This window comes from Novosphingobium sp. YAF33, from assembly GCF_052113265.1.
Lineage (GTDB): Bacteria > Pseudomonadota > Alphaproteobacteria > Sphingomonadales > Sphingomonadaceae > Novosphingobium.
This window is the reverse complement of record NZ_JBFRCW010000001.1, coordinates 771349-791663: the sequence shown is the minus strand read 5'-3', so window position 1 is coordinate 791663 and position 20315 is coordinate 771349. Positions and strand designations below refer to the sequence as shown.

The window sequence follows — 20315 nt, the reverse complement described above, 5'->3', positions numbered from 1 at the left end:
CTACGCAAGTCGCTATAGATCGCTCATGTTCCGTCGCACCGCCGCCTTCCTCCTGCTGATCTGGCTTTTCGGGTTCCTCTGGTTCGCGGTGACGCTTCCGGGGCCGCTGGACGATGCCGTGCGCACGGATGCCGTGATCGTGCTGACCGGCAGCAAGGGGCGCATCGAACGGGCGCTGACCGTGCTCGACGCGGGCCGCGCGCCGCGCCTGCTGATCTCCGGGGTCGACCGCGAGGTGAAGCCGCGCGAACTGGCGGCGGAGTTCCGCATCCCGGACCGGCTCATGAAATGCTGCATCACGCTGGGCTACGAAGCCTATGACACGCGCTCGAACGCGGTGGAGGCGGCGAACTGGCTGGCCCGGCGCAAAGCGCGTTCGGTACGGCTGGTCACGGCCGACTGGCACATGCGCCGCGCCGCCTACGAGCTGGCGCGCGAACTGCCCGACCATATTGCCATTCTCGAGGATGGGGTGCCCTCCCGTCCGAGCCTGAGCACGCTTTTCCTCGAGTACCATAAGTATTTTGGGCGTATGGCACTCGACCTCTGGAACCGGCCCCCCTGGAAAGCCAATTGATGCGCGCTACCCCGCTCGACGTCGTTCGCAGTCTTCTGTTCTACCTGGTGTTCTATCCCGGAACCCTGTTCTTCGTCACCGGGGTGGGGCTGACATCGCTGATCGGCACCGAGCCGATGCGCCGCACCGTGCGCGGCTGGAGCCAGTTCCACCGCCTCTGCTGCCGGTACCTGCTGGGGATACGGCTCAGGATCGAGGGCACGATGCCCGAGGAAGGCGTGCTGGTGGCATTGAAGCACGAGAGCTTCTACGAGGCGATCGACCTGCCCGCGCTGATGAACTTCCCGGCGCCTTTCCCGAAGGCCGAACTGGTCGGCCTGCCCGGCTGGGGCTGGGCGGCGCGCAAGTACGGCGTGGTTTCGGTGGAGCGCGACCAGGGCGCCAAGGCCCTGCGCGCCATGGTCAGTTCCGCGCGCGGCTTCGCGGCGCTGGGGCGGCCGCTGGCGATCTTCCCCGAAGGAACGCGCATTCCCCATGGCGAGCAGGCCCCGCTCCAGTCTGGCTTTGCCGGGCTCTACAAGCTTCTGGCCCTGCCCGTGGTCCCCGTGGCGGTGGACAGCGGGCGGCTCTATCACCGCCTCTGGAAGAAGCCGGGCACGATCGTCATGCGCGTCGGCCAGAGGATCGAGCCGGGCCGCCCGCGCGAGGAAGTGGAAGCGGAAGTCATCACTGCGATCAACGCGCTCAACACCTGACGTTCAGGGAACCTCGCGCACTTCCACCGACTGGGCCTGCAGCGTGACCGGCTCGTAGCTGGTCAGGAAAGCGACGCCGGCGGCGTCCGGCCCGACGCCGATCTTCGCCATGGCTTCCGGCCGGGTCATCCCGGTCGCGTCGACGAGGTGCCAGGCCCCGTCGAGGAACACTTCGGCCACGGCATGAAAGTCCTGCGGCTCCACGCCCAGCCCGTAGACGCTGACGAAGCGCGCGGGGATGGCGCTGGCGCGGCAGAGACTGATCATCAGGTGGGCATAGTCCCGGCAGACGCCTTCGCCCGAATCAAAGCTGTCCGCCGCCGTGGTCAGGGAATTGCTGGAGCCGGGGACGTAGCGCATGTGGCCGCTCACCCAGTCCCGCATGGCCGCGACCCGCTCGCCGCCAGCAAGCGTGCCGAACATGTCGAGCGTGAACTGCAGGAACGTGTCCGAAGGGCAGTAGCGCGAGGGCAGGAGGTAATCCACCGTCTCGCCGGGCAGCAGGTGCGGCGGCATGGCGGGCAGCCCTTCGATCGGCGCGAGATACCGCCGCGGCTCGACGACGGCCTCGTAGCGGACGGTCAGCCGGTCGGTGACGTGGAGCCAGATGCGGTCGCCGATCTGGTCATGGCCCGGCAGCCGCGCGAAATGCTCGAAAGGCGGCAGGGTGATATGGGCGCGGTGCACGATCTGCTCGGGCAGCAGCGCCGCCTCCAGCTGGAGGAGAACGTCGGTGGGACCGGCCAGGGAGTAGTCGAGCAGCGCGGAGATCGAGAGCTTCATGAGGCGTCGGAAGTCCCTTGCGCCGGTTGACGCGTCTGAACGAGGAGTGGTGCCTGAACGAAGATTGGTGCCTGAACGGAAATTCGCGTTCGAACCGCATTTCGATCAAAGCGCGAACCGGGCCTTGGCTCCCGCCCGGTCGTCACGTCTTCTGTTCGCCCTCATGGTCGCCGCGGCCGAAGTCGGGGCGGGAATCGTCCTGGCCTTCCTCGATGATCGAGCGGCGGATGGCCCGGGTGTGCGTGAACTGGTCGAACAGGGCCTGCCCGTCGCCCACGCGGATCGCGCGTTGCAGCGCGGTCAGATCCTCGGTGAAGCGCTGGAGCATGGTCAGCACCGCGTCCTTGTTGGACAGGAACACGTCGCGCCACATCGTCGGGTCGGAGGCGGCGATACGCGTGAAATCCCGGAAGCCGCCGGCCGAATACTTGATGACTTCGCCCTGCGTCACGTCCTCCAGGTCGGACGCGGTGCCGACGATGGTATAGGCGATGAGGTGCGGGACATGGCTGGTGACGGCCAGGACGAGATCGTGATGCTCGGGCGTCATGATCTCGACATTGGCGCCCAGCGCTTCCCAGAAGCCGACGAGTTCGCTGAGCTTGACCAGATCGGTCCGCGCCGCGGGGGTGACGATGCACCAGCGGTTGCGGAACAGATGCGCAAAGCCGGCGTCGGGGCCGGAGTTTTCGGTGCCGGCCACGGGGTGCGCGGGGATCACCATATGATCGGGCAGGGCCGTGCCGAGGGCCTTGGAGATGGCCTGCTTGCTGGAGCCGACATCGCTGACCAGCGCGTTGAGCGGCAGGGCTTCGCGCACTTGTTCGGCGGCGATGCCCATGACGCCCGGCGGGACGCAGAAGATCACCAGGTCCGCATCGGCCACCGCTTCGGCTGCCGTGTCGCAGACTTTCGCGACAAGGCCGCGCTCGGCGGCGCGCTGGCGGTGGGCGGGGCTGAGGTCGTAGCCGGTGGTCGCCACGCCGGGCAGGTATTCCTGCACCGCAAGGCCGATCGATCCGCCCTGCAGGCCCAGGCCGATGATGGCGACGTTCTGGAAGCTCATTGCGCGGCTTCCGCCATTTCGCGCAGGGCCTCGGCGATCGTGTCCATGTCCTGCGGCTTGCCGATGGTGAAGCGCAGCGCCTGGGGCAGGCCCTGCCCCGGCAGCCAGCGAACGATATAGCCGCGATCGGCCAGACCCTCGAAAGCGACTTCGGCCGTCAGCGCGCCTTCGAACAGCACCAGCACGAAATTGGCGTGGCTCGGCAGCGGCCGCAACCCGTGGTTGCCCAGGGTATCGAGCTTCGCGACGAAGCGGGCACGTTCGTCCCGGTTGTGGAGGCGGCTGGCCTCGACGAAGGCGGCATCGCCCAGCGCGGCCAGCGCCATGGCCTGTCCGGTGTTGGAGACGTTGAAGGGGCCGCGGATGCGGTTGAGCGTGGCGACGATGCCCGGCGCGCCGGTCGCCCAGCCGATGCGCTCTCCGGCGAGGCCGAAGATCTTGGAGAACGTGCGCGTTACCAGCACGTTGTCATGCGCTTCGGCCAGGGCCAGCGATCCGTCGTCATCCTCGGGCGCGACATATTCGCCGTAGGCCTGATCGAGCACCAGCAGGACGTCGGCAGGAAGTCCGGCGTGGAGCCGCGTGATCTCGCCGCGGGGCAGGTAGGAGCCGGTGGGATTGTTCGGGTTGGCGACGAAGACCACGCGGGTGCGCTCGGTGACGAGGGCCAGCAGCGCATCGACATCGGTGCCGTAATCGGCATCCGGCGCCACCACCGGCACGGCGCCGCATCGGCGTGCGGCGATGTCGTAGACCGAAAAACCGTAGCGGACGTAGATCACCTCGTCGCCCGGACCGGCGTAGCCCTGGGCCGCAAGGTTGAGCAGCTCGTCGGAGCCGGTGCCCATGACCACCCGCGCGGCGGCGAGCCCGTGCTTCGCCGCGATCGCTTCGCGCAGGGCGGTGCTGTCGGGATCGGGATAGAGCGCGGGCGCCTGCGCGCGGGCCGCGAGGGCGTCCTCGCTGGTGCCGAGCGGATTCTCGTTGGCCGAAAGCTTGATCAACGGCCGCCCGTCCTTGCCCTTGGACTTGCCCGGAACATAGGCATGGATCGCCTCGATCCATGGCTTGGGCTGCGGGGCTTGCTTGCTGGTGATCTGGCTATCGGTCATGACGCGCCGGCCTTAGAGCATTTTCAAGTCAGATGGAATCATCTGACGGCTCGGAAAATGCGGCAGAGAGGCGCTGCATTTTCAAGTCAGATGGAATCATCTGACGACTCGGAAAATGCGGCAAAGAGGCGCTGCATTTTCAAGTCAGATGGAATCATCTGGCGACTCGGGAAATGCGGCAGAGAGGCGCTGCATTTTCTGCCCGGATGACCTCCTTCCTGCGACCGTCCTGACGATCAACCCGCAGGCGGGGAACTGACCTCACCGGGGCGGGCACGATTGACAGGTCTGCATCGCTCCCTCACCTCCCTTCCTGCACTATGTCTACCAGCACCGACACCAGCCAGTTCCTAGACCTTGCCCAGCCGCTCGCGCTCGACGGCGGCCAGAGCCTTCCCGGCGTGCGCATCGCCTACGAGACGCAGGGCACGCTCAATGAGGCCCGCGACAATGCGATCCTGATCTGCCACGCCCTGACCGGCGACCATCATGTGGTTTCCGACCACCCCAAGACCGGCAAGCCCGGCTGGTGGGTGCGCATGGTCGGGCCGGGCAAGCCGATCGACACCGACCGCTTCTTCGTGATCTGCGCCAATGTCATCGGCTCCTGCATGGGTTCGACCGGGCCGGCCAGCCTGGCCGGGGACGGCAGGCCCTGGGGCATGCGGTTCCCGGTCATCACCATTCGCGACATGGTGCGCGGCCACGTCGCCCTGCTCGATGCCCTTGGGATCGAGAGCCTCCATGCCGTTGTCGGCGGGTCGATGGGCGGGATGCAGGCGCTGAGCCTGGCCTCCAACTTCGCGGACCGCATCCGCGCGGCACTGGTGATCGCCTCCACCGCGCGGCATTCGGCGCAGAATATCGCGTTCCACGAAGTCGGCCGCCAGGCGATCATGGCCGACCCGGAATGGCGCGAGGGGGCCTATTACGAAGCCCGCGAAAATGGCGGAAAGGGCCCCGAAAAGGGCCTCTCCGTGGCGCGCATGGCGGCGCATATCACTTATCTGTCGGAAGCGGGGCTGACCGAGAAGTTCGGCCGGCGCCTGCAGGACCGCGAGGAAAAGACCTTCGGTTTCGATGCCGATTTCCAGATCGAAAGTTACCTGCGCTACCAGGGGCTCGCCTTCACCGACCGCTTCGACGCGAACTCGTACCTCTACATCACCCGCGCCATGGACTATTTCGACCTGGCCGAAGAGCATGGCGGCCTGCTGGCCCATGCCTTTGCCGCGTCGAAGGCGCGCTTCTGCCTGGTCAGCTTCGATACCGACTGGCTATACCCCACCGCCGATTCCCGCAACGTCGTCCACGCGCTGAACGCGGCGGGCCTGCCGGTGAGCTTCGTCGAGCTTTCGGCGCCCTATGGGCACGATTCCTTCCTGCTGGACGTGCCCGCGCTGGACAGTGTCGTCGAAGGCTTCCTGGGAGAAGGACATTGAATGCGGCGCCGATCCAACTCAGCGACGACGCTGCGCGTCTGGACATTGCGCGCGTCCACGGCTGGCTGGCGTCGAGCTACTGGACGCCCGGAGTCGAGCGTGCGCAGGTCGAGCGCCAGATCGCCGGTTCGCATTGCCTGGGCGCCTATCTGGCCGATGGCACGCAAGTGGGCTTCGCGCGGGTCATTTCCGACCGCGCGAGCTTCGCCTGGCTGGCCGATGTATGGGTGGACGAAAGCGTGCGCGGACAGGGGCTGGGGCGCCGGATGGTCAGTTGGTTCCTCGATAACCCGGACTATGCGGACATTCGCCGCTTCATGCTGGCCACCAAGGACGCGCACGGCGTCTATGCGCGGCTCGGCTTTACCCCGCTGGTGCGGCCGGACCGGCTGATGGAGAAGCTGTCGGGGCCGTTCGCCGCGATCCTGGAGGCGGGTTCGTGAGCCTGCTGCGGCCCGATCTTGCCGTCATCGCCGCCAATGTCGCCCCCGGATCGCGCGTGCTGGACGTGGGCTGCGGCGACGGCACGCTGATGCTGGCCTTGCGCAACAAGGGCTGCGACGCGCGCGGCATGGAACTCGATTCCGCCAATGTCGGCCTTTGCGTGGGCAAGGGCCTTTCGGTGATCCAGGGCGATGCCGACAGGGACCTTGCCTTCTATCCTGACCAGTCGGTGGACTATGCGATCCTGTCGCAGACCCTGCAGACGACCATGCGACCCGACAGGGTGCTGGAGGAACTCCTGCGGATCGGCCGCCGCGCCTTCGTCAGCTTTCCGAATTTCGCGCACTGGCGCGTGCGGCTCTCGCTGCTCTGGGGCGGGCGAATGCCGGTGACGCGCCTGCTGCCGGTCGCCTGGTACGAGACGCCGAACATCCACCACCTGACGGTCGACGATTTCCGGGAACTGGTGCGCTCGCGCGGGATCACGGTGGAGGGCGCGTGGTTCCTCTCGGGCGACCAGACCTGCAGTCCGGCAGCGGCCAATTTCCGCGCCGAGCATGCGGTGTTCCTGCTGACGCGCTAGGCCGGGGGGCGTTTCGACCGCCGGTCCCGGCCGCGGTCACTTCCGCGGCGCGGTTGCCGCCGCCCCGGTCAGCCGCCCATCGTCAGCCCGCAGTAGATGCCGAGCTTGTTGCCGTCCGGATCGCGCATATAGGCGCCGAAGGCGTTCCGGGCCTGGGGCTTGGGTTCCGGCTGGCCCTCGCTGGTGCCGCCATTGGCAAGGCCCGCTGCGTGCCAGGCGCGGACGGCGTCTTCGTCGGGCGCCTCGAAGATGATCGTTCCGCCATTGGCATGGGTGGCTGGCTGGCCATCGCGGGCGGGGCCGAGGAGAAATTTGAAGCCGTCGAGGTCCCACAGCACGATCGGATATTCGCTGGACGCGGCGCAGGGCGCGACGCCCAGAGCGGCGAACGTCGCATCATAGAAGGCACGGGCCTTGCCGAGATCGTTGGTGCCGAGGCGCAGGCTCTTCAGGATCATCTTCTTCCTCCTCCGGTTGTCGCACCGAGCCGGGTCGGTGCCGCCAGTTGGGCCTTTTTACCCTGAACTGGCCGTCCGGCCGGCCGCGTCACGATGGGCGCGGTGCAGCGAACGCCAAGGGTGTGGATCGCGGCCCGCGCCCGGTCAATCGCGGCTTCTCCGCCGCCACGATGATTGCGGGCGATGCGGCGAAGGCGGGACTTATCCACGCGTTTCGCCCCCCTCTCCGGGCGGGGCCTGTGCTTCGGGTGGACGCTCGCGGGCAGGTTTGGCATTCGAAATCGCCATGTGGCACATCTTCCAGTTTCCGCTCTGCCCCTTCAGCCGCAAGGTCCGGCTGCTCATGGCCGAAAAGGGCATCGCCTACGAACTCCAGACCGCGCGTCCCTGGGAAGGCGAGGACCGGCTGTTCGAGATGAACCCGGCAGGCCGCACGCCGGTGGTCAAGGAAACCGAACGCGGCACCGTGGTCGTCGACAGCCGCGCCATCTGCGAATATTTCGAGGAAACCGTCGATCGTAACCCGCAGATCAGCGGCACGGCCGTCCAGCGCGCGGAAATCCGCCGCCTGATCGCGATGTTCGACGAGAATTTCTACAACGACGTGTCCGGCCCGCTGCTGCATGAGCGGATGAAGAAGCGTCTCGTGCTGCGCCAGTCGCCCGACGCCAAGATCCTGCGCGAATCGATGAAGCTGGCGCACGACTATCTCGACTACATCGATTACCTGATCGACAACCGCCCCTGGCTGGCCGGTGCGACCATGACGCTGGCGGACCTGGCCGCCGCAGCGCAGATCTCGGTGGCGGATTACCTGGGCGGGCTCGACTGGTCGAGCCACGAACAGGCGCGCGGCTGGTATCTGGTGATGAAGTCGCGCCCCTCGTTCCGGCCGCTGCTGAGCGAGCGCATGGAAGTGATCCAGCCGCCCAGCCATTATGCCGAAGTGGATGCCTGAGGCTTTTTGCTACCGTCGTCCCGGTTCAAGTGCGGGACGACGGTAGAATTATCCCTCAGGACGCGGCGCGGTAGCTTTCCAGAATGTCGCGGCGCAGGGCTGCGCCGCTGTCAGTGCGGGAATAGAACATGTGCCCGCCGGGATAGACGTGCAGGCGCACGCGGTCCGGGCGGCCGAACTGCGGCATCTGCGCCATGATCAGCCGCGAGCCGAAGTAGGGGCACGAAAGGTCGTCCCAGCCGTGGACGATGTCGACGGTCATCTTCGGGTCGATGGAGATCGCCTGGCGCAAGTCCTTGACCGGGTTGTCGCTGTCGTCGCGGGTCCAGGCCTCGTTCACTTCGTAGGACAGCGCATTGTAGCGCGCGTCGATCTTCCAGCCGACCTGCCGGGTCACGAAATCGACCATGGCCGAGGTCGTCGGCGCGATCAGCGTGGTCAGCAGCGGGTCGCTGTACTGCGGACGGGCGCTGGCCGGGAAAGGATCGTAAGCGGTGTAGTTGGAATCGTAGACCGACCCCACGAGGCCCTGATCGCGGCGGATTTCGCGCAAATACGTCGCGATGTCGACGCGGCCGTCCATGCGGCGCACCAGCGCGGGGTCGAGGCCGGTCAGTTCCGCGACTTTGGCGGAAAGGCGGTCGGTGGCTTCCTTGTCCTGCGGGCCGGCGAGGAAGTCCTGCACGTATTGCGTGCGGATATACTGCTCGACCGGGGCCATGGTGGCCTCGCTCAGGTTGCCCTGGCGCTCGAAGTGGCCGGCGACCATGGCCGGCAGGTTGATCATCCAGGGCAGGGGCGAGAGCGCATCGTCCTCGCCGATGGCCGGCGGATCGAGATAGGGCGAAACCAGCGTCATGCCCGAAATGCCCACGCCCATCTGCGTCTGGAGATTGTAGGCCAGGCGCGGCACGCGGTAGCCGCCGTAGCTTTCGCCGGCGAGATACTTGCGGCTGGTCAGGCGGCCGTTCTGGTTCAGCCAGTCATAGACCACGCGGCTGAGGTACTTGATGTCGTTCTCGGAGGTGTAGAACGCCTTCTTGGTCGCTTCGGCATCGACGCGGCTGCGCGAGAAGCCGGTGCCGATCGGGTCGATGAAGACCAGGTCGGTGAAGTCGAGCCACGAATTGGGGTTGTCGTGCAGCACGGCGGGGTCGGACGGCGCATCTCCCTGCGCGCCGAACTGCACGCGCTTGGGGCCGATGGCGCCGAGGTTCAGATAGACCGAGGCTGCGCCGGGGCCACCGTTGAAGGCGAAGGTGACGGGCCGCGCGGTGGGGGCGCCGGGCACGGTATAGGCGGTGTAGACCACCTCGCCGATGGTCTTGCCCTTCTCGTCCTTGATCGGCAGCGCGCCGACGGTGGCCACGTAGTTGACGGTCTTGCCGCCGATCACCGCGCTCTGCTTGATCGACTTGGCCGCGGGCAGCAGCGGGATTTCGTCGCCCTCCGCGTCCTTCTTCGCTTCGGCGCTGTCGGCAGGCTTGTCGGCAGCGAAGGCCGGGACGGAACAGGCGGCGAGCACCATGGCCAGGCAGGCCAGCGAAACTTTGCGCATGGAAGGAACGACCCCTTTTATCGATGCGTCCGAACGGACGTCAGGGGCGATCAGTAGAACCTTGAAATAGTATACGACAAGGGTCCGAGCCGGAAAAATGTGGTGCCTGGCCCGTCCTGCCTTCCGGAGATCGGGCCATGGGAATGGTCCATCGGAAGGCAGGGCAGGTCAGGCGTTCGGACGGCTCGGGGGTGCCGCCCGAATTCTTCAAGGCAGCATCGAACCCGTATCGATGAAGCGCTGGTGCCAGGATAGCGCCTCGCCCGGCAGCGAGGGCGACTGCAAGCCGTAGGAGCCCTTCAGCGCGCGGGCGTAGTAGTCTTCCAGCAGCGGGCGATAGTCCGGGTGCGCGCAGTTGGCGATGATGACATGCGCGCGCTCCTTGGGGCTTAGGCCGCGCAGATCGGCCAGGCCCTGCTCGGTGACGATCACCTGCACGTCCTGGTTGATGTGATCGACGTGGCTGGCCTGCGGCACGATGGCCGAGATCTTGCCGCCCTTGGCGGTGGAGGGCGTCATGAAGATCGAGATATAGGCATTGCGCGCAAAGTCGCCCGAACCGCCGATGCCGTTCTGGATGCGCGAACCCATGACGTGGGTGGAGTTCACCGCGCCGTAGATGTCCGCCTCGATCAGTCCGTTCATGGCGATGCAGCCCAGGCGGCGGATCAGTTCGGGGTGGTTCGAGATTTCCTGCGGGCGCAGGATCATCTTGTCGCGGTAGCGGTGCATGTCGGCATTGACGCGCGCGGCGGCCTCGGGGCTGAGCGAGAAGGCAGTGGCGGAGGCCATGCGCAGCTTGCCGGAATCGAGCAGGTCCAGCATGCCGTCCTGGATCACTTCGGTATAGGAGGTCAGGCTGTCGAACGGCGAGTCGACCAGGCCGGTCAGCACGGCATTGGCGATATTGCCCACGCCCGACTGGATCGGCAGCAGCGCCGAGGGCAGGCGGCCCAGCTTCACTTCGTGGTTCAGGAATTCCAGGATGTGGCCGGCGATGGCCTTGGCTTTCTCGTCCGGCGGGCTGAAAGGCGCGTTGCGGTCCGGCCGGTCGGTTTCGACGACGGCGACGACCTTGGCGGGATCGACCTTGAGGTAAGGCTCGCCGATGCGGTCATCGGGCTTCACCAGCGGGATCGGTACGCGGCTCGGCGGCAGGGCAGTGCCGTAGTAGATGTCGTGCATGCCTTCCAGCGCCTCGTTCTGCCACGAATTCACTTCGAGGATCACCTTGGAAGCGCGGTCCAACCAGGTCTTGTTGTTGCCGACCGAGGAGGAGGGGATCAGGCTGCCGTCGGCGCGGATGCCCGAGACTTCGATCACCGCCGTGTCGAGCGGACCGAGAAAACCCTGCCAGGCCATCGGTGCCACCTGCGAAAGGTGCATGTCGAAGTAGTTCATCTCGCCCTTGTTGATGCGTTCGCGGGCGATGGGATCGGAGTTGTAGGGCAGGCGGAACTCGATGCCGTCCGCTTTCGCCAGCGCGCCGTCGAGTTCGGGGCCGGTCGATGCGCCGGTCCACATGCGTACCTTGAAAGCGCGGCCGGCGGCGTGCTCGGCCTCGATCTGCGCGGCCAGAGCCAGCGGCACGGCCTTGGGATAGCCCGATCCGGTGAAACCGCTCATGCCCACGGCGGTGCCGCTTTCGATCAGGCGCGCGGCCTCTTCTGCGGGCATGACCTTTGAACGAAGCTCAACACTCTCGATGCGCATGGCAACCTCATCCTTTCTGACTGACCTTTGCTGCGCCAGTCGGCCTCCGGGGGCGGCGAATCCAGTGCAAAGTCCAACCAGACGGTTGCGGCGGATGCATGACAAAATGGCCCTGCGGCCGATGCTCCGCGCCCTTTTCCGGCCTTATCGCGAGGCCATTTCTATCACCGTTCGGGCGATCGCCACCAGTTCCGCCTCGCGGTTGACGCCGCACTTCTGGAAGATGGTGCGCAACTGCGCGACGACGGTCTGGACGCTGACCTTGCGCATCTGCGCCACGGTCTGGCGCGAATGGCCCTGGGCCAGCAACATCACGACTTCCGCTTCGGCCGTGGTCAGGTGCAACGCCTCGGCCAGTCTCCGCGCAGGGACGTGGCTGGCAGCAAGCGGTGCGCGCAAGGTGACCAGCACCCGCGGGGCGAAGCCGAAGGACCAGTCCTGCCGCGGCAGGGTGCGCACGTCGATGAGGATCAGGCTGTCCTCGCTCCGCAGCCACAGATCGGCGGGGCCGGTGTCCAGACCGGCGAGCGCGGCGGCGATCCGGGCCTGGAGCCGCTGGTCGATATCCTGCCGCACCGCGTGGAGCGCGGCGGAGCGGACCTGGAGCGTCCAGGGCCCGAGCAGGGCCTGCGCGGCCGATGTCATGCCGCAGACCTTGCCGACCGCGTCGAGCAGGATGGCCGCGCTGCTCATCGATTCGAGGGAGCCCTTCAACAGCGCGGCGCCCTGGTGCTCGATCGCGTCCTGCAGCCGGATCGCATCGAGCACGGTTGGTCCGATCCGGCGGAATACTTCGCGCTGGGCCTCGGTCGTATGCCCTTCGGCCTGGCCATGGAGCGCGGCAAGCCCGAAAAGCACGCCGGGGCGCTGGCTGAGCACCATCTGCACCCCGAATTCGGCATCGTGGCGGCGCACGTAATCGAGGTAGGCCTCGTTCGTCGAAATGGCGCGTGCTGCGGTGTAATGAACTTCCCAAGTCAGTTCGAGCGGCGCGCGCGTGGTGGCGACCCGGTAGTTAACGTCAGGCCGATATCCCCCGATCGTGTCGAATTCCGTCAGGAATGTGGGATTGGCGTCCGTCACCCAATTGAATGCGGCGTGCCGTTCGCCCAGCGCCAGCAATTGCGCGCGGGCCGAGCCGGTGTGGCTGGCGAGCGCTTTCAGCGCCGTGTCCCAGCCATTGGCCTCGAACGGCGCGCGCGCGAAAAGGCCAGCCAGATCGTCCGCGCGCGTCTCGTCCCTGTCCCTGCCCACGAATCCGTCATGGAACGGCCGGGCGTGCTTAACAAGTCCTGTTATCGAACGCAGCTTCCGGGCGGCTACCATGAACATGGTATGCCCTTGATCCGAAACGGGTCCACAACCGAATCGCGACCCGAGGGATCGGCGACAAGCCATCCTGAGATAACTGCCCGAGACCTGCACCGCAGGTCTCGGGCTTTTCTTTTCGCGGGGAAGGGCGCGAGGCCGCCAGATCGGCCGGCCGCGTGGATGGACGGGTGGCAGCGCGGCTCGGGATCGGCATGCCGTGTTCGGCCGAAGCCTTCAGGCAGCCTTTGGCAGCCAGCTCGACATCTGGAGCTGTTTTACGCCCGGAAGCCGGCTACTTGCCCCACTTTCGCTGCACTTTCCCATAGCGCGTCTTGCGGGTTCCCGGCTTGCCTTCGTTGCTGCGGCCGACGATCGGTGCTTTCTTGTGCTCGTCGGGGATGCCCAGTTCGCTGGCTTCCATCTTCCTGATCTCGTCGCGCAGGCGGCCGGCTTCCTCGAATTCGAGGTCGGCAGCGGCAGCGCGCATCTTCTTTTCGAGGTCCTCGATATAGGCGCGCAAGTTGTGGCCTACGAGGTTGTTCTGGCCCTCTGCGTCGATGTCCACCAGCACGCCGTCGCGGCTGGCGGTGTCTGCCACGATGTCGGCGATGCGGCGCTTGATCGTCTGGGGAGTGATGCCGTGCTGGGTGTTGTATTCTTCCTGGCGGGTGCGGCGGCGGTCGGTTTCCGCGATGGCACGCTCCATCGATCCGGTCATGCGGTCGGCATAGAGGATCACCCGGCCATCCACGTTGCGCGCGGCGCGGCCGATGGTCTGGATCAGCGAGGTTTCGCTGCGCAGGAAGCCTTCCTTGTCGGCATCGAGAATGCAGACCAGCCCGCATTCGGGAATGTCGAGCCCCTCGCGCAGGAGATTGATGCCCACCAGCACGTCGTAGACGCCCATCCGCAGATCGCGGATCAGTTCGATGCGCTCCAGCGTCTCGACATCGCTGTGCATGTAGCGCACGCGCACGCCGGCCTCGTGCATGAACTCGGTGAGATCCTCGGCCATGCGCTTGGTAAGGGTGGTGACGAGGGTGCGATAGCCCTTCTCGGCGGTGGCCTTGCACTCGACGATGCAGTCCTGCACCTGATCCTCGACCGGGCGGATCTCCACCGGCGGGTCGATCAGGCCGGTGGGGCGGATCACCTGTTCGGCGAAGACGCCGCCGGACTGGTCCATTTCCCAATGGCCGGGCGTGGCGGAGACGGCAATCGTCTGCGGCCGCATCGCGTCCCACTCGTTGAAGCGCAGCGGGCGGTTGTCGATGCAGCTCGGCAGGCGGAAGCCGTATTCGGCCAGCGTGATCTTGCGGCGGTGATCGCCTTTCGACATCGCGCCGATCTGGGGCACCGTCTGGTGGCTTTCGTCCACGAACAGCAGCGCGTTGTCCGGCAGGTATTCGAACAATGTCGGCGGCGGCTCGCCCGGCAGGCGGCCGGTGAGGAAGCGGGAATAGTTCTCGATCCCCGCGCAGCTGCCGGTGGCGGCGATCATCTCAAGGTCGAAATTGGTCCGCTGTTCCAGCCGCTGGGCTTCGAGCAGGCGGCCTTCTGCTTCCAGTTCCTTCAGGCGCTCGGTCAGTTCGAAGCGGATCGCTTCGCTGGCCTGCTTCATCGTCGGGCCGGGCGTCACATAGTGCGAATTCGCATAGACCCGCACCTTTTCGAGCGCGGAGCCCTTCTTGCCGGTGAGCGGATCGAACTCTGCGATTTCCTCGATCTCGTCCCCGAAGAACGAGATGCGCCAGGCGGTGTCCTCCAGGTGCGAGGGGAACAGTTCCAGATTGTCGCCGCGCACGCGGAAGGTGCCGCGGGTGAAGGCGGCGTCGTTGCGCTTGTACTGCAGCGCGACGAGCTTGCGGATGATCTCGCGCTGGTCCTGCGTGTCGCCGGTCTTCAGGTCGAAGATCATCGCGGAGTACGTCTCGACCGAACCGATGCCGTAGAGGCACGAGACCGAGGCGACGATGATCACGTCGTCCCGCTCCAGCAGCGCCCGCGTGGCCGAGTGGCGCATGCGGTCGATCGCCTCGTTCACCGAGCTTTCCTTCTCGATGTACGTGTCGGACCGGGCGACGTAGGCTTCGGGCTGGTAGTAGTCGTAGTAGGAAACGAAGTATTCCACCGCGTTCTCGGGGAAGAAGTCCTTCATCTCGGCATAGAGCTGGGCGGCCAGGATCTTGTTCGGCGCCAGGATCAGCGCCGGGCGCTGCAATTCCTCGATCACCTTGGCCATCGTGAAGGTCTTGCCCGATCCGGTGACGCCCAGCAGCACTTGCGTCTTCTCGCCGTCGCCCGCCGTGGAAACGAGATCGGCGATGGCCGTCGGCTGGTCGCCGTTCGGTTCGTATTCGGAAACGACCTTGAAGGGCCGGCCGGGCATCGACTTGTCGGGTCGCTGCGGCTTGTGGGGGACGAACGTGCCCGAGGTGTCCGGTTCCTCAAGGCCCCGGCGAATGATCAGCTCTGCCATGGCAGAACATATGGGGTATGTGCCACGGGCCCGCAATGGGAGTCGGGTTCTATGCGGATCCGACCCGGAAGTCGGGCGAAAACGGCGGTTCGGCTGTTTTTGTACGGCACCGGCGCGCGCCCCCGCCCTGAACCCCCTCCGGTATGGTGGCGGCGAAGGGCCGGTGATACGTCTTGCGTCACGAAACGGTGCGAAGGAAGGTGCTGATATGAAGCCATTCATGACCCTTGCAGCGATGGGCCTGGCGTTTCTGGCGGCCGGCTGCGGATCGAAGGAGAAGTCCGGCGAGGCGGCGGGCGCACCGGGCAAGTCGCAGGAAGAAGTACGACAGGAAGCCGCCAAGCTCGACAAACCGCGCCCCGGACAGTATGCGCAGACCAGCGAAGTGAAGCAGATCGACGTTCCAGGGCTGCCCAAGCAGATGGCAGACCAGATGAAGTCGACGCTTCAGAAGTCTCAGGTCAGCAACTTCTGCCTGACGTCCGCCGAAGCCGAAAAGGGCTATCGCGACATGTTCCACGATGTGGGGCAGGGCCGGGAATGCACTTATTCGCGCTTCGACGTTGATGGCGGGAAGCTGGATGCCCAAATGGAATGTGCGTCGAAGGAAGGCGGCAAGGCCGTTCTGACGCTCGACGGCACGGTGGCCGAGGACAACTCGGACATCACCGTGAAGATGGATATGAGCGGTGGGCCCCAGATGGGCTCTCAGCCCGGTGGGCAGATGAAGATGACGATGCATGTCACCACGAAACGCATCGGAGATTGTCAGGGATAAGGCCCCGTTTCGGCAGGGCCCGACCGTACAGGAGTTAGAAGGGTAAAGTGAACGGTCAGGCCCCGCGCCAACTCGACATGATGCGCAGCGCCATCGTGCGCCGCGCTGCGCTTGCGCGCGAGCCGCATCCGGAGGGTGTCCGCAAGCCGTCGCTGCGGCTGTTCTTTGCCGAACTGGCCTCGCTGCGCCGGGGCGGCAAGAAGCTGCTCGGGATCGAGACCGCGCTTCACCCGCAGCCCGTCATGCTCCTGCCCGGTTTCGGCGCTCATCCCAACCGGATGAAGCCGATGGCCGAGGCGCTGACACAGGCTGGGCACGAAGTTCACGAATGGGGCCTCGGTTTCAACTTCGGCCCCAACCAGCACAATTTCGAGTTCCTGATGCGCCGGGTCGGCGCGCTGGCCCGGCGGCACCGCGCCCCGATCACCCTGGTCGGCTGGAGCCTCGGCGGGCTGTTCGCGCGCGAAATCGCCCGCCGGCAACCCGCAAGCGTGGGCAAAGTGGTGACGATGGGCACGCCGTTTTCCGGTGATCCCAGGGCCAACAATGCCTGGCGCGCCTATCAGGTGGTGACCGGGCACTCGGTGGACGCGCCGCCGATCGACTGCGACTTCGCCGAGAAGCCGCCGGTGCCGACAGTGGCGCTGTGGAGCCCGCGCGACGGGGTGATCCACCCGCGCTCGGCCTGCGGCTGGCCGCATGAACGCGACCGGGCCGTGCCGATCCGCTGCTCGCACCTGGGTTTCGCCAGCGATCCGCGAGTCATCGCCGAAGTGCTCCGGCAACTCGACATCGAGGACTGAGCGGGTCGACGCTGGCTTGCGAATGCCCCGATGCGGGCTTCCGTTCAGGCCATCACGTCGTCGCGCGCCTTGGCCACTGGCGCTCTTGCGCCGAGGGAGCACCCGGCGCTTGCCGCGATCATCATCACCACGGCCAGCCATTGCAGCGCCGTCAGCCGCTCGTCCAGCACCAGGAACCCCACTATGGCGCCGAGCGCGGGGGCCATGCTGCTCAGAAGGCCGACGATTCGGCTGGAGAGCTGCCCCATCGCGCGCATCTCCAGCATGTAGGGCAGGGCGCTCGACAGGATCGCGACGACAATGCCCAGGCCGAGCGCGTGGAGCGGCAGGCTTGCGGGTGCCGAGGCGATCCCGAACGGCACGGTGACGAGACAGGCCACGGTCATGCCGATCGAGACCGCCGTCGTGCTGCCCACTTCGGCGGCGCGCTTTCCGCAGAGAATATAGAGTGCCCAGCAAGCCGCGGCGGCCAGGGCGAAGCCGATTCCCGCCAGGTCGAGCGGCTGCGCCCGGCCGGGCCAGGGTATCAGCAAGGCCAGTCCGCCAAGCGCCAGGGCGAGCCAGAGGAAGTCGCGCAGCGACCGCGAGGTCGCCAGGACCACGGCCAGCGGTCCGCAGATCTCGATGGCGACGGCGATGCCGATGGGGATGCGGCGGAAGGCCCAATAGATCATCAGGTTCATGCCGCCGAGCACGAGGCCATAGACCAGCAGCCAGCGAAGCTGCCGCCCGGTCACGCGGCTGCGCCAGGGGCGGGCCAGGGCCAGCAGGATCACGGCCGAAATCGTCGTGCGCAGGGCCGCGACGCCTTCCGGCCCCACGACCGGAAACAGGCTCTTGGCAAAGGCGGCGCCCAGATTGATCGAGGCTTGCGCCACGACGATGGAGAGGCCGGCAAGAAGTACGGTGCGGTCGGTCGTCGCGGTCATGCCCCGCGCGATGCCTGCACTGGCGACGCGGGGCAAGCCGATAGTGGGGAGGGCAGGATTTCCGCTGCTCTCTTTGTGGTGTTGCCTATCGCTGCTCCGGTGGATCCGCCCGAACTTGAGGCGCAGACCCGTGGACCGATCCCAGCCAGAAAAAGCCGTCGAAGCCTGCTATCGGCGCTTCTCCCGGAAAGGCTCCCAGTTGCATGAAGGGTGCGCGTTTCAGATCGACGTCGCTTTTGGCGGGATGGTTGCCGCACTCGATCGCGTCCTTGGGAATGGCCTGTCCAGGTTCGAAACGACTGCCGGGCTTGGCAATGCAGTTCCATGCGCTGCCGGCAGCGAAGCGCATTTCCAGGCTGACCACGCGGCCGGTCCGGGCGAGGCGTGCTGCCATCGGGTCGAAGCTCTTTGCGCCTTCGCCGTAAGGAACCGTTTCGGCATGAAACCCGCCGACCAGAACCAGGACGCGGTCATAGCTGCCGTTGCTCGCGGCATCGTGAATATTCTCCGCCTGGGCGGCCTCATGCGGACCTTGCCCCGCAAGATGGGCGACGCGCTTGCGCTGGGATTCGTCGCGCGGGCCGTTGAACGCCGCCACGTCGATCGGGCGGCCTGCATCCTTCAGCCGGTGAAGACGAACCAGCATGGCGAACATCGCCTCGCTGGCGACGCCATCCGTGCGGCCCTTCCATCCGAACTTCTGCAAGGCTTGCGCGAACTGGTTCGCAGGTAATCGCCAAGCGTCCTGCAAGGCGGCATCGGCGCCCGAGTCAAATTCGATGGCAAGGAGAACGCGCTGGTCTTGCGAGGCGAGCGCGCACGCCAGATCACCGACGAATGCCGGGCTTTCCTGCGTTCCATGAAGCTCCCCGAAGACGATATAACGCGGCTGCAGATTCGCGATTTCGGCCCAACCCTCCGGCACCGGGCAGGTCTCGGCAGCAGGTGTGATCGAGGGCGGTTCGCTTCGCCCGGGCGTTGCTCCGAGCGATAGGGCCAGGCAAGAAACCAGGATTGTCGGCATCGAAGGCATGCGTCATCCTCTTGCTCAGCCCGTCGGTGGCCGCCGACGATAGCTGAGCGCCTCCGCAACGTGGATACGTTTTACCTGTTCCTCCCCCGCCAGATCGCCGATCGTGCGCGCAACCCGAAGGATGCGCGTGTAACCTCGTGCAGAGAGATGCATCGCCTCGGCCGCTTGCATGAGGAGCTTGCGGCCGGCCTCGTCCGGCGTTGCGTATGTCTCCAGAAGGTCGCCGTCGAGTTCGGCGTTGGTGCGGTTGCCTGTTCCCGCCAAGCGCGCGGTCTGGACCGCCCGGGCCTGGCCGACCCTGGCGGCAACTTGCGCGCTGCTCTCGCTGGGCGGAGGAAGCGCAAGGTCTACCGCGCGCACCGGGTCCACCTCCACATGAAGATCGATACGGTCGAGCAGGGGGCCGGAGACCTTGCTCTGGTAGTCGGCCGCGCACTTGGGCACGCGGGAACAGGCGAGCGCGGGATCGCTGAGATAGCCGCAGCGACAGGGGTTCATGGCGGCGATCAACTGGACCCGGGCCGGATAAGTGACATGGGCATTGGCCCGCGCGACGGTGACTTCTCCGATCTCCAGGGGTTGGCGCAGCGAATCGAGCACGGCGCGCTGGAATTCCGGCAGTTCGTCCAGGAACAGCACGCCGAGATGGGCCATCGAGACTTCGCCGGGGCGCACTTTGAGGCCGCCGCCGGTCAAGGCCGCCATCGAGGCGGAGTGATGCGGCGATCGAAACGGCCGGGCACGGCTGATGCGGCCTTCCTCCAGAGTACCCGCGACGGAAGCGATCATCGAGACTTCGAGCGCCTCTGCGGCCGTAAGTTCGGGCAGGATTCCGGGCAGGCAGGCGGCGAGCAGCGACTTTCCCGCGCCCGGAGGGCCGCTCATCAGCAGGTTGTGCGACCCGGCCGCAGCGATCTCCAGCGCGCGGCGAGCGACCTCCTGCCCTTTGACCTGTTTCAGGTCCGGTCCGCGCTTGGGCGGATCGGCGCGGCCGGGCTCGGGCTGCGGCAGCACTTGCGTGCCCTTCAGGTGATTGAGCAGGCTGACCAGGTTGGGCGCGGCCACCACTGGAATGCCGTCGGCCCAGCGTGCCTCGCTGCCCTGCGCCGCCGGGCAGATCAATCCGAGGTCGCGCTCACTGGCGTGAAGCGCGGCCAGCAGGACGCCGGGAGAAGGGATCACCCRGCCATCGAGTGCGAGTTCGCCCACCGCCACGAAGTCGGCCAATTGCTCGCTGTYGACGATGCCCATGGCCGCCAGCAGGGACAGCGCGATGGGCAGATCGTAGTGCGAGCCTTCCTTGGGTAAATCGGCCGGGGACAGGTTGATGGTTATACGCTTGGGCGGCAGGGCCAGGCCCATGGCCGTCAAGGCCGCGCTCACGCGCTGGCGGCTTTCTCCCACCGCCTTGTCCGGCAGTCCGACCAGCGCGAAACCCGGCATTCCGGGCGCGACCTGGCACTGGACCTCAACCGCACGCGCTTCCAACCCCAAGTAGGCGACAGTGGAAACGAGAGCGACCACGCAAGCAATTCCTTGATGCAATCGTAATCAGAGCGGCGGTCGTAATCAAAATATTAAGCACGTTGTATA

General features: G+C 66.3%; 19 protein-coding genes. 8 read left to right on the top strand and 11 right to left on the bottom strand.

Annotated features, from left to right (window positions below; all coding sequences use genetic code 11):
• Nucleotides 1-25: 25 nt before the first annotated feature.
• Both AB4Z00_RS03710 and AB4Z00_RS03705 read left to right on the top strand, forming a co-directional pair.
• Nucleotides 26-577 carry a YdcF family protein gene (locus AB4Z00_RS03710; RefSeq protein WP_132264833.1) on the top strand — a complete coding sequence of 184 codons (552 nt, stop codon included), beginning with the start codon at nucleotides 26-28 and terminating at the stop codon, nucleotides 575-577.
• Nucleotides 577-1272: a lysophospholipid acyltransferase family protein gene (locus tag AB4Z00_RS03705; RefSeq protein WP_132264834.1), complete on the top strand. Its 696-nt coding sequence runs from the start codon at nucleotides 577-579 to the stop codon at nucleotides 1270-1272. The genes AB4Z00_RS03710 and AB4Z00_RS03705 overlap by 1 nt, the downstream gene beginning before the upstream one ends.
• A 3-nt stretch (nucleotides 1273-1275) precedes the next feature.
• On the opposite strand, the gene AB4Z00_RS03700 is transcribed toward AB4Z00_RS03705, so the two are convergent.
• The 3 genes from AB4Z00_RS03700 to hisC form a co-directional block, all read right to left on the bottom strand.
• Nucleotides 1276-2055 (bottom strand): transglutaminase-like domain-containing protein, encoded by a 780-nt coding sequence (locus tag AB4Z00_RS03700; RefSeq protein WP_132264836.1) that lies wholly within the window; start codon nucleotides 2053-2055, stop codon nucleotides 1276-1278.
• A gap of 142 nt (nucleotides 2056-2197) precedes the next feature.
• The gene (locus AB4Z00_RS03695) at nucleotides 2198-3121 is read right to left on the bottom strand and encodes a prephenate/arogenate dehydrogenase family protein (protein WP_442044980.1); all 924 of its coding nucleotides are present in this window, start codon (nucleotides 3119-3121) and stop codon (nucleotides 2198-2200) included.
• Nucleotides 3118-4233 carry a histidinol-phosphate transaminase gene (gene hisC / locus AB4Z00_RS03690; protein ID WP_442044979.1) on the bottom strand — a complete coding sequence of 372 codons (1116 nt, stop codon included), beginning with the start codon at nucleotides 4231-4233 and terminating at the stop codon, nucleotides 3118-3120. Before hisC ends, AB4Z00_RS03695 begins: the two co-directional genes overlap by 4 nt.
• Before the next feature lie 320 nt (nucleotides 4234-4553).
• On the opposite strand from hisC, the gene metX reads away from it, so the two are divergent.
• From metX to metW, 3 genes are read left to right on the top strand one after another with little or no spacing between them, the layout of a single operon-like run.
• The gene (gene metX / locus AB4Z00_RS03685) at nucleotides 4554-5675 is read left to right on the top strand and encodes a homoserine O-acetyltransferase MetX (RefSeq protein ID WP_442044978.1); all 1122 of its coding nucleotides are present in this window, start codon (nucleotides 4554-4556) and stop codon (nucleotides 5673-5675) included.
• On the top strand, nucleotides 5672-6118 hold the full coding sequence (locus AB4Z00_RS03680; RefSeq protein ID WP_442044977.1) for a GNAT family N-acetyltransferase: 447 nt from the start codon (nucleotides 5672-5674) through the stop codon (nucleotides 6116-6118). The genes metX and AB4Z00_RS03680 overlap by 4 nt, the downstream gene beginning before the upstream one ends.
• Nucleotides 6115-6702, top strand: a complete 588-nt coding sequence (gene metW, locus AB4Z00_RS03675; protein WP_134094630.1) for a methionine biosynthesis protein MetW — start codon at nucleotides 6115-6117, stop codon at nucleotides 6700-6702. The genes AB4Z00_RS03680 and metW overlap by 4 nt, the downstream gene beginning before the upstream one ends.
• 68 nt (nucleotides 6703-6770) lie before the next feature.
• Here metW and AB4Z00_RS03670 read toward each other — a convergent pair whose 3' ends face one another.
• The gene (locus AB4Z00_RS03670; RefSeq protein WP_132264845.1) at nucleotides 6771-7160 is read right to left on the bottom strand and encodes a VOC family protein; all 390 of its coding nucleotides are present in this window, start codon (nucleotides 7158-7160) and stop codon (nucleotides 6771-6773) included.
• Between the two features lie 286 nt (nucleotides 7161-7446).
• Between AB4Z00_RS03670 and AB4Z00_RS03665 the strand changes: the two genes are divergently transcribed.
• Entirely contained in the window at nucleotides 7447-8118 is a 672-nt protein-coding gene (locus tag AB4Z00_RS03665; protein ID WP_132264847.1) for a glutathione S-transferase family protein, read from the top strand.
• Between the two features lie 55 nt (nucleotides 8119-8173).
• On the opposite strand, the gene AB4Z00_RS03660 is transcribed toward AB4Z00_RS03665, so the two are convergent.
• The 4 genes from AB4Z00_RS03660 to uvrB form a co-directional block, all read right to left on the bottom strand.
• Nucleotides 8174-9676, bottom strand: coding sequence for a S10 family peptidase (locus AB4Z00_RS03660; RefSeq protein ID WP_442044976.1), 1503 nt, complete (start codon nucleotides 9674-9676; stop codon nucleotides 8174-8176).
• A gap of 207 nt (nucleotides 9677-9883) precedes the next feature.
• The gene (locus AB4Z00_RS03655) at nucleotides 9884-11389 is read right to left on the bottom strand and encodes an acetyl-CoA hydrolase/transferase family protein (protein ID WP_132264851.1); all 1506 of its coding nucleotides are present in this window, start codon (nucleotides 11387-11389) and stop codon (nucleotides 9884-9886) included.
• A gap of 144 nt (nucleotides 11390-11533) precedes the next feature.
• The gene (locus AB4Z00_RS03650; protein WP_243841053.1) at nucleotides 11534-12643 is read right to left on the bottom strand and encodes a helix-turn-helix transcriptional regulator; all 1110 of its coding nucleotides are present in this window, start codon (nucleotides 12641-12643) and stop codon (nucleotides 11534-11536) included.
• Between the two features lie 349 nt (nucleotides 12644-12992).
• On the bottom strand, nucleotides 12993-15179 hold the full coding sequence (gene uvrB, locus AB4Z00_RS03645; protein WP_132264852.1) for an excinuclease ABC subunit UvrB: 2187 nt from the start codon (nucleotides 15177-15179) through the stop codon (nucleotides 12993-12995).
• Between uvrB and AB4Z00_RS03640 the strand changes: the two genes are divergently transcribed.
• Entirely contained in the window at nucleotides 15163-15957 is a 795-nt protein-coding gene (locus AB4Z00_RS03640) for a DUF3617 domain-containing protein (protein ID WP_442044975.1), read from the top strand. The two genes, uvrB and AB4Z00_RS03640, sit on opposite strands and share 17 nt — an antisense overlap.
• Before the next feature lie 77 nt (nucleotides 15958-16034).
• Nucleotides 16035-16760: an esterase/lipase family protein gene (locus tag AB4Z00_RS03635; RefSeq protein ID WP_132265334.1), complete on the top strand. Its 726-nt coding sequence runs from the start codon at nucleotides 16035-16037 to the stop codon at nucleotides 16758-16760.
• A 44-nt stretch (nucleotides 16761-16804) separates the two neighbouring features.
• Here the strand turns inward: AB4Z00_RS03635 and AB4Z00_RS03630 are convergent, their stop codons facing one another.
• From AB4Z00_RS03630 to AB4Z00_RS03620, 3 genes are all read right to left on the bottom strand, one after another.
• On the bottom strand, nucleotides 16805-17689 hold the full coding sequence (locus tag AB4Z00_RS03630) for an EamA family transporter (protein ID WP_442044974.1): 885 nt from the start codon (nucleotides 17687-17689) through the stop codon (nucleotides 16805-16807).
• A gap of 85 nt (nucleotides 17690-17774) precedes the next feature.
• Complete coding sequence (locus tag AB4Z00_RS03625) at nucleotides 17775-18614, bottom strand: hypothetical protein (protein WP_442044973.1); 840 nt, start codon at nucleotides 18612-18614, stop codon at nucleotides 17775-17777.
• A 123-nt stretch (nucleotides 18615-18737) separates the two neighbouring features.
• A complete protein-coding gene (locus AB4Z00_RS03620) occupies nucleotides 18738-20246 on the bottom strand; it encodes a YifB family Mg chelatase-like AAA ATPase (RefSeq protein ID WP_442044972.1) in 1509 nt (502 codons plus the stop codon).
• Nucleotides 20247-20315 lie beyond the last annotated feature (69 nt).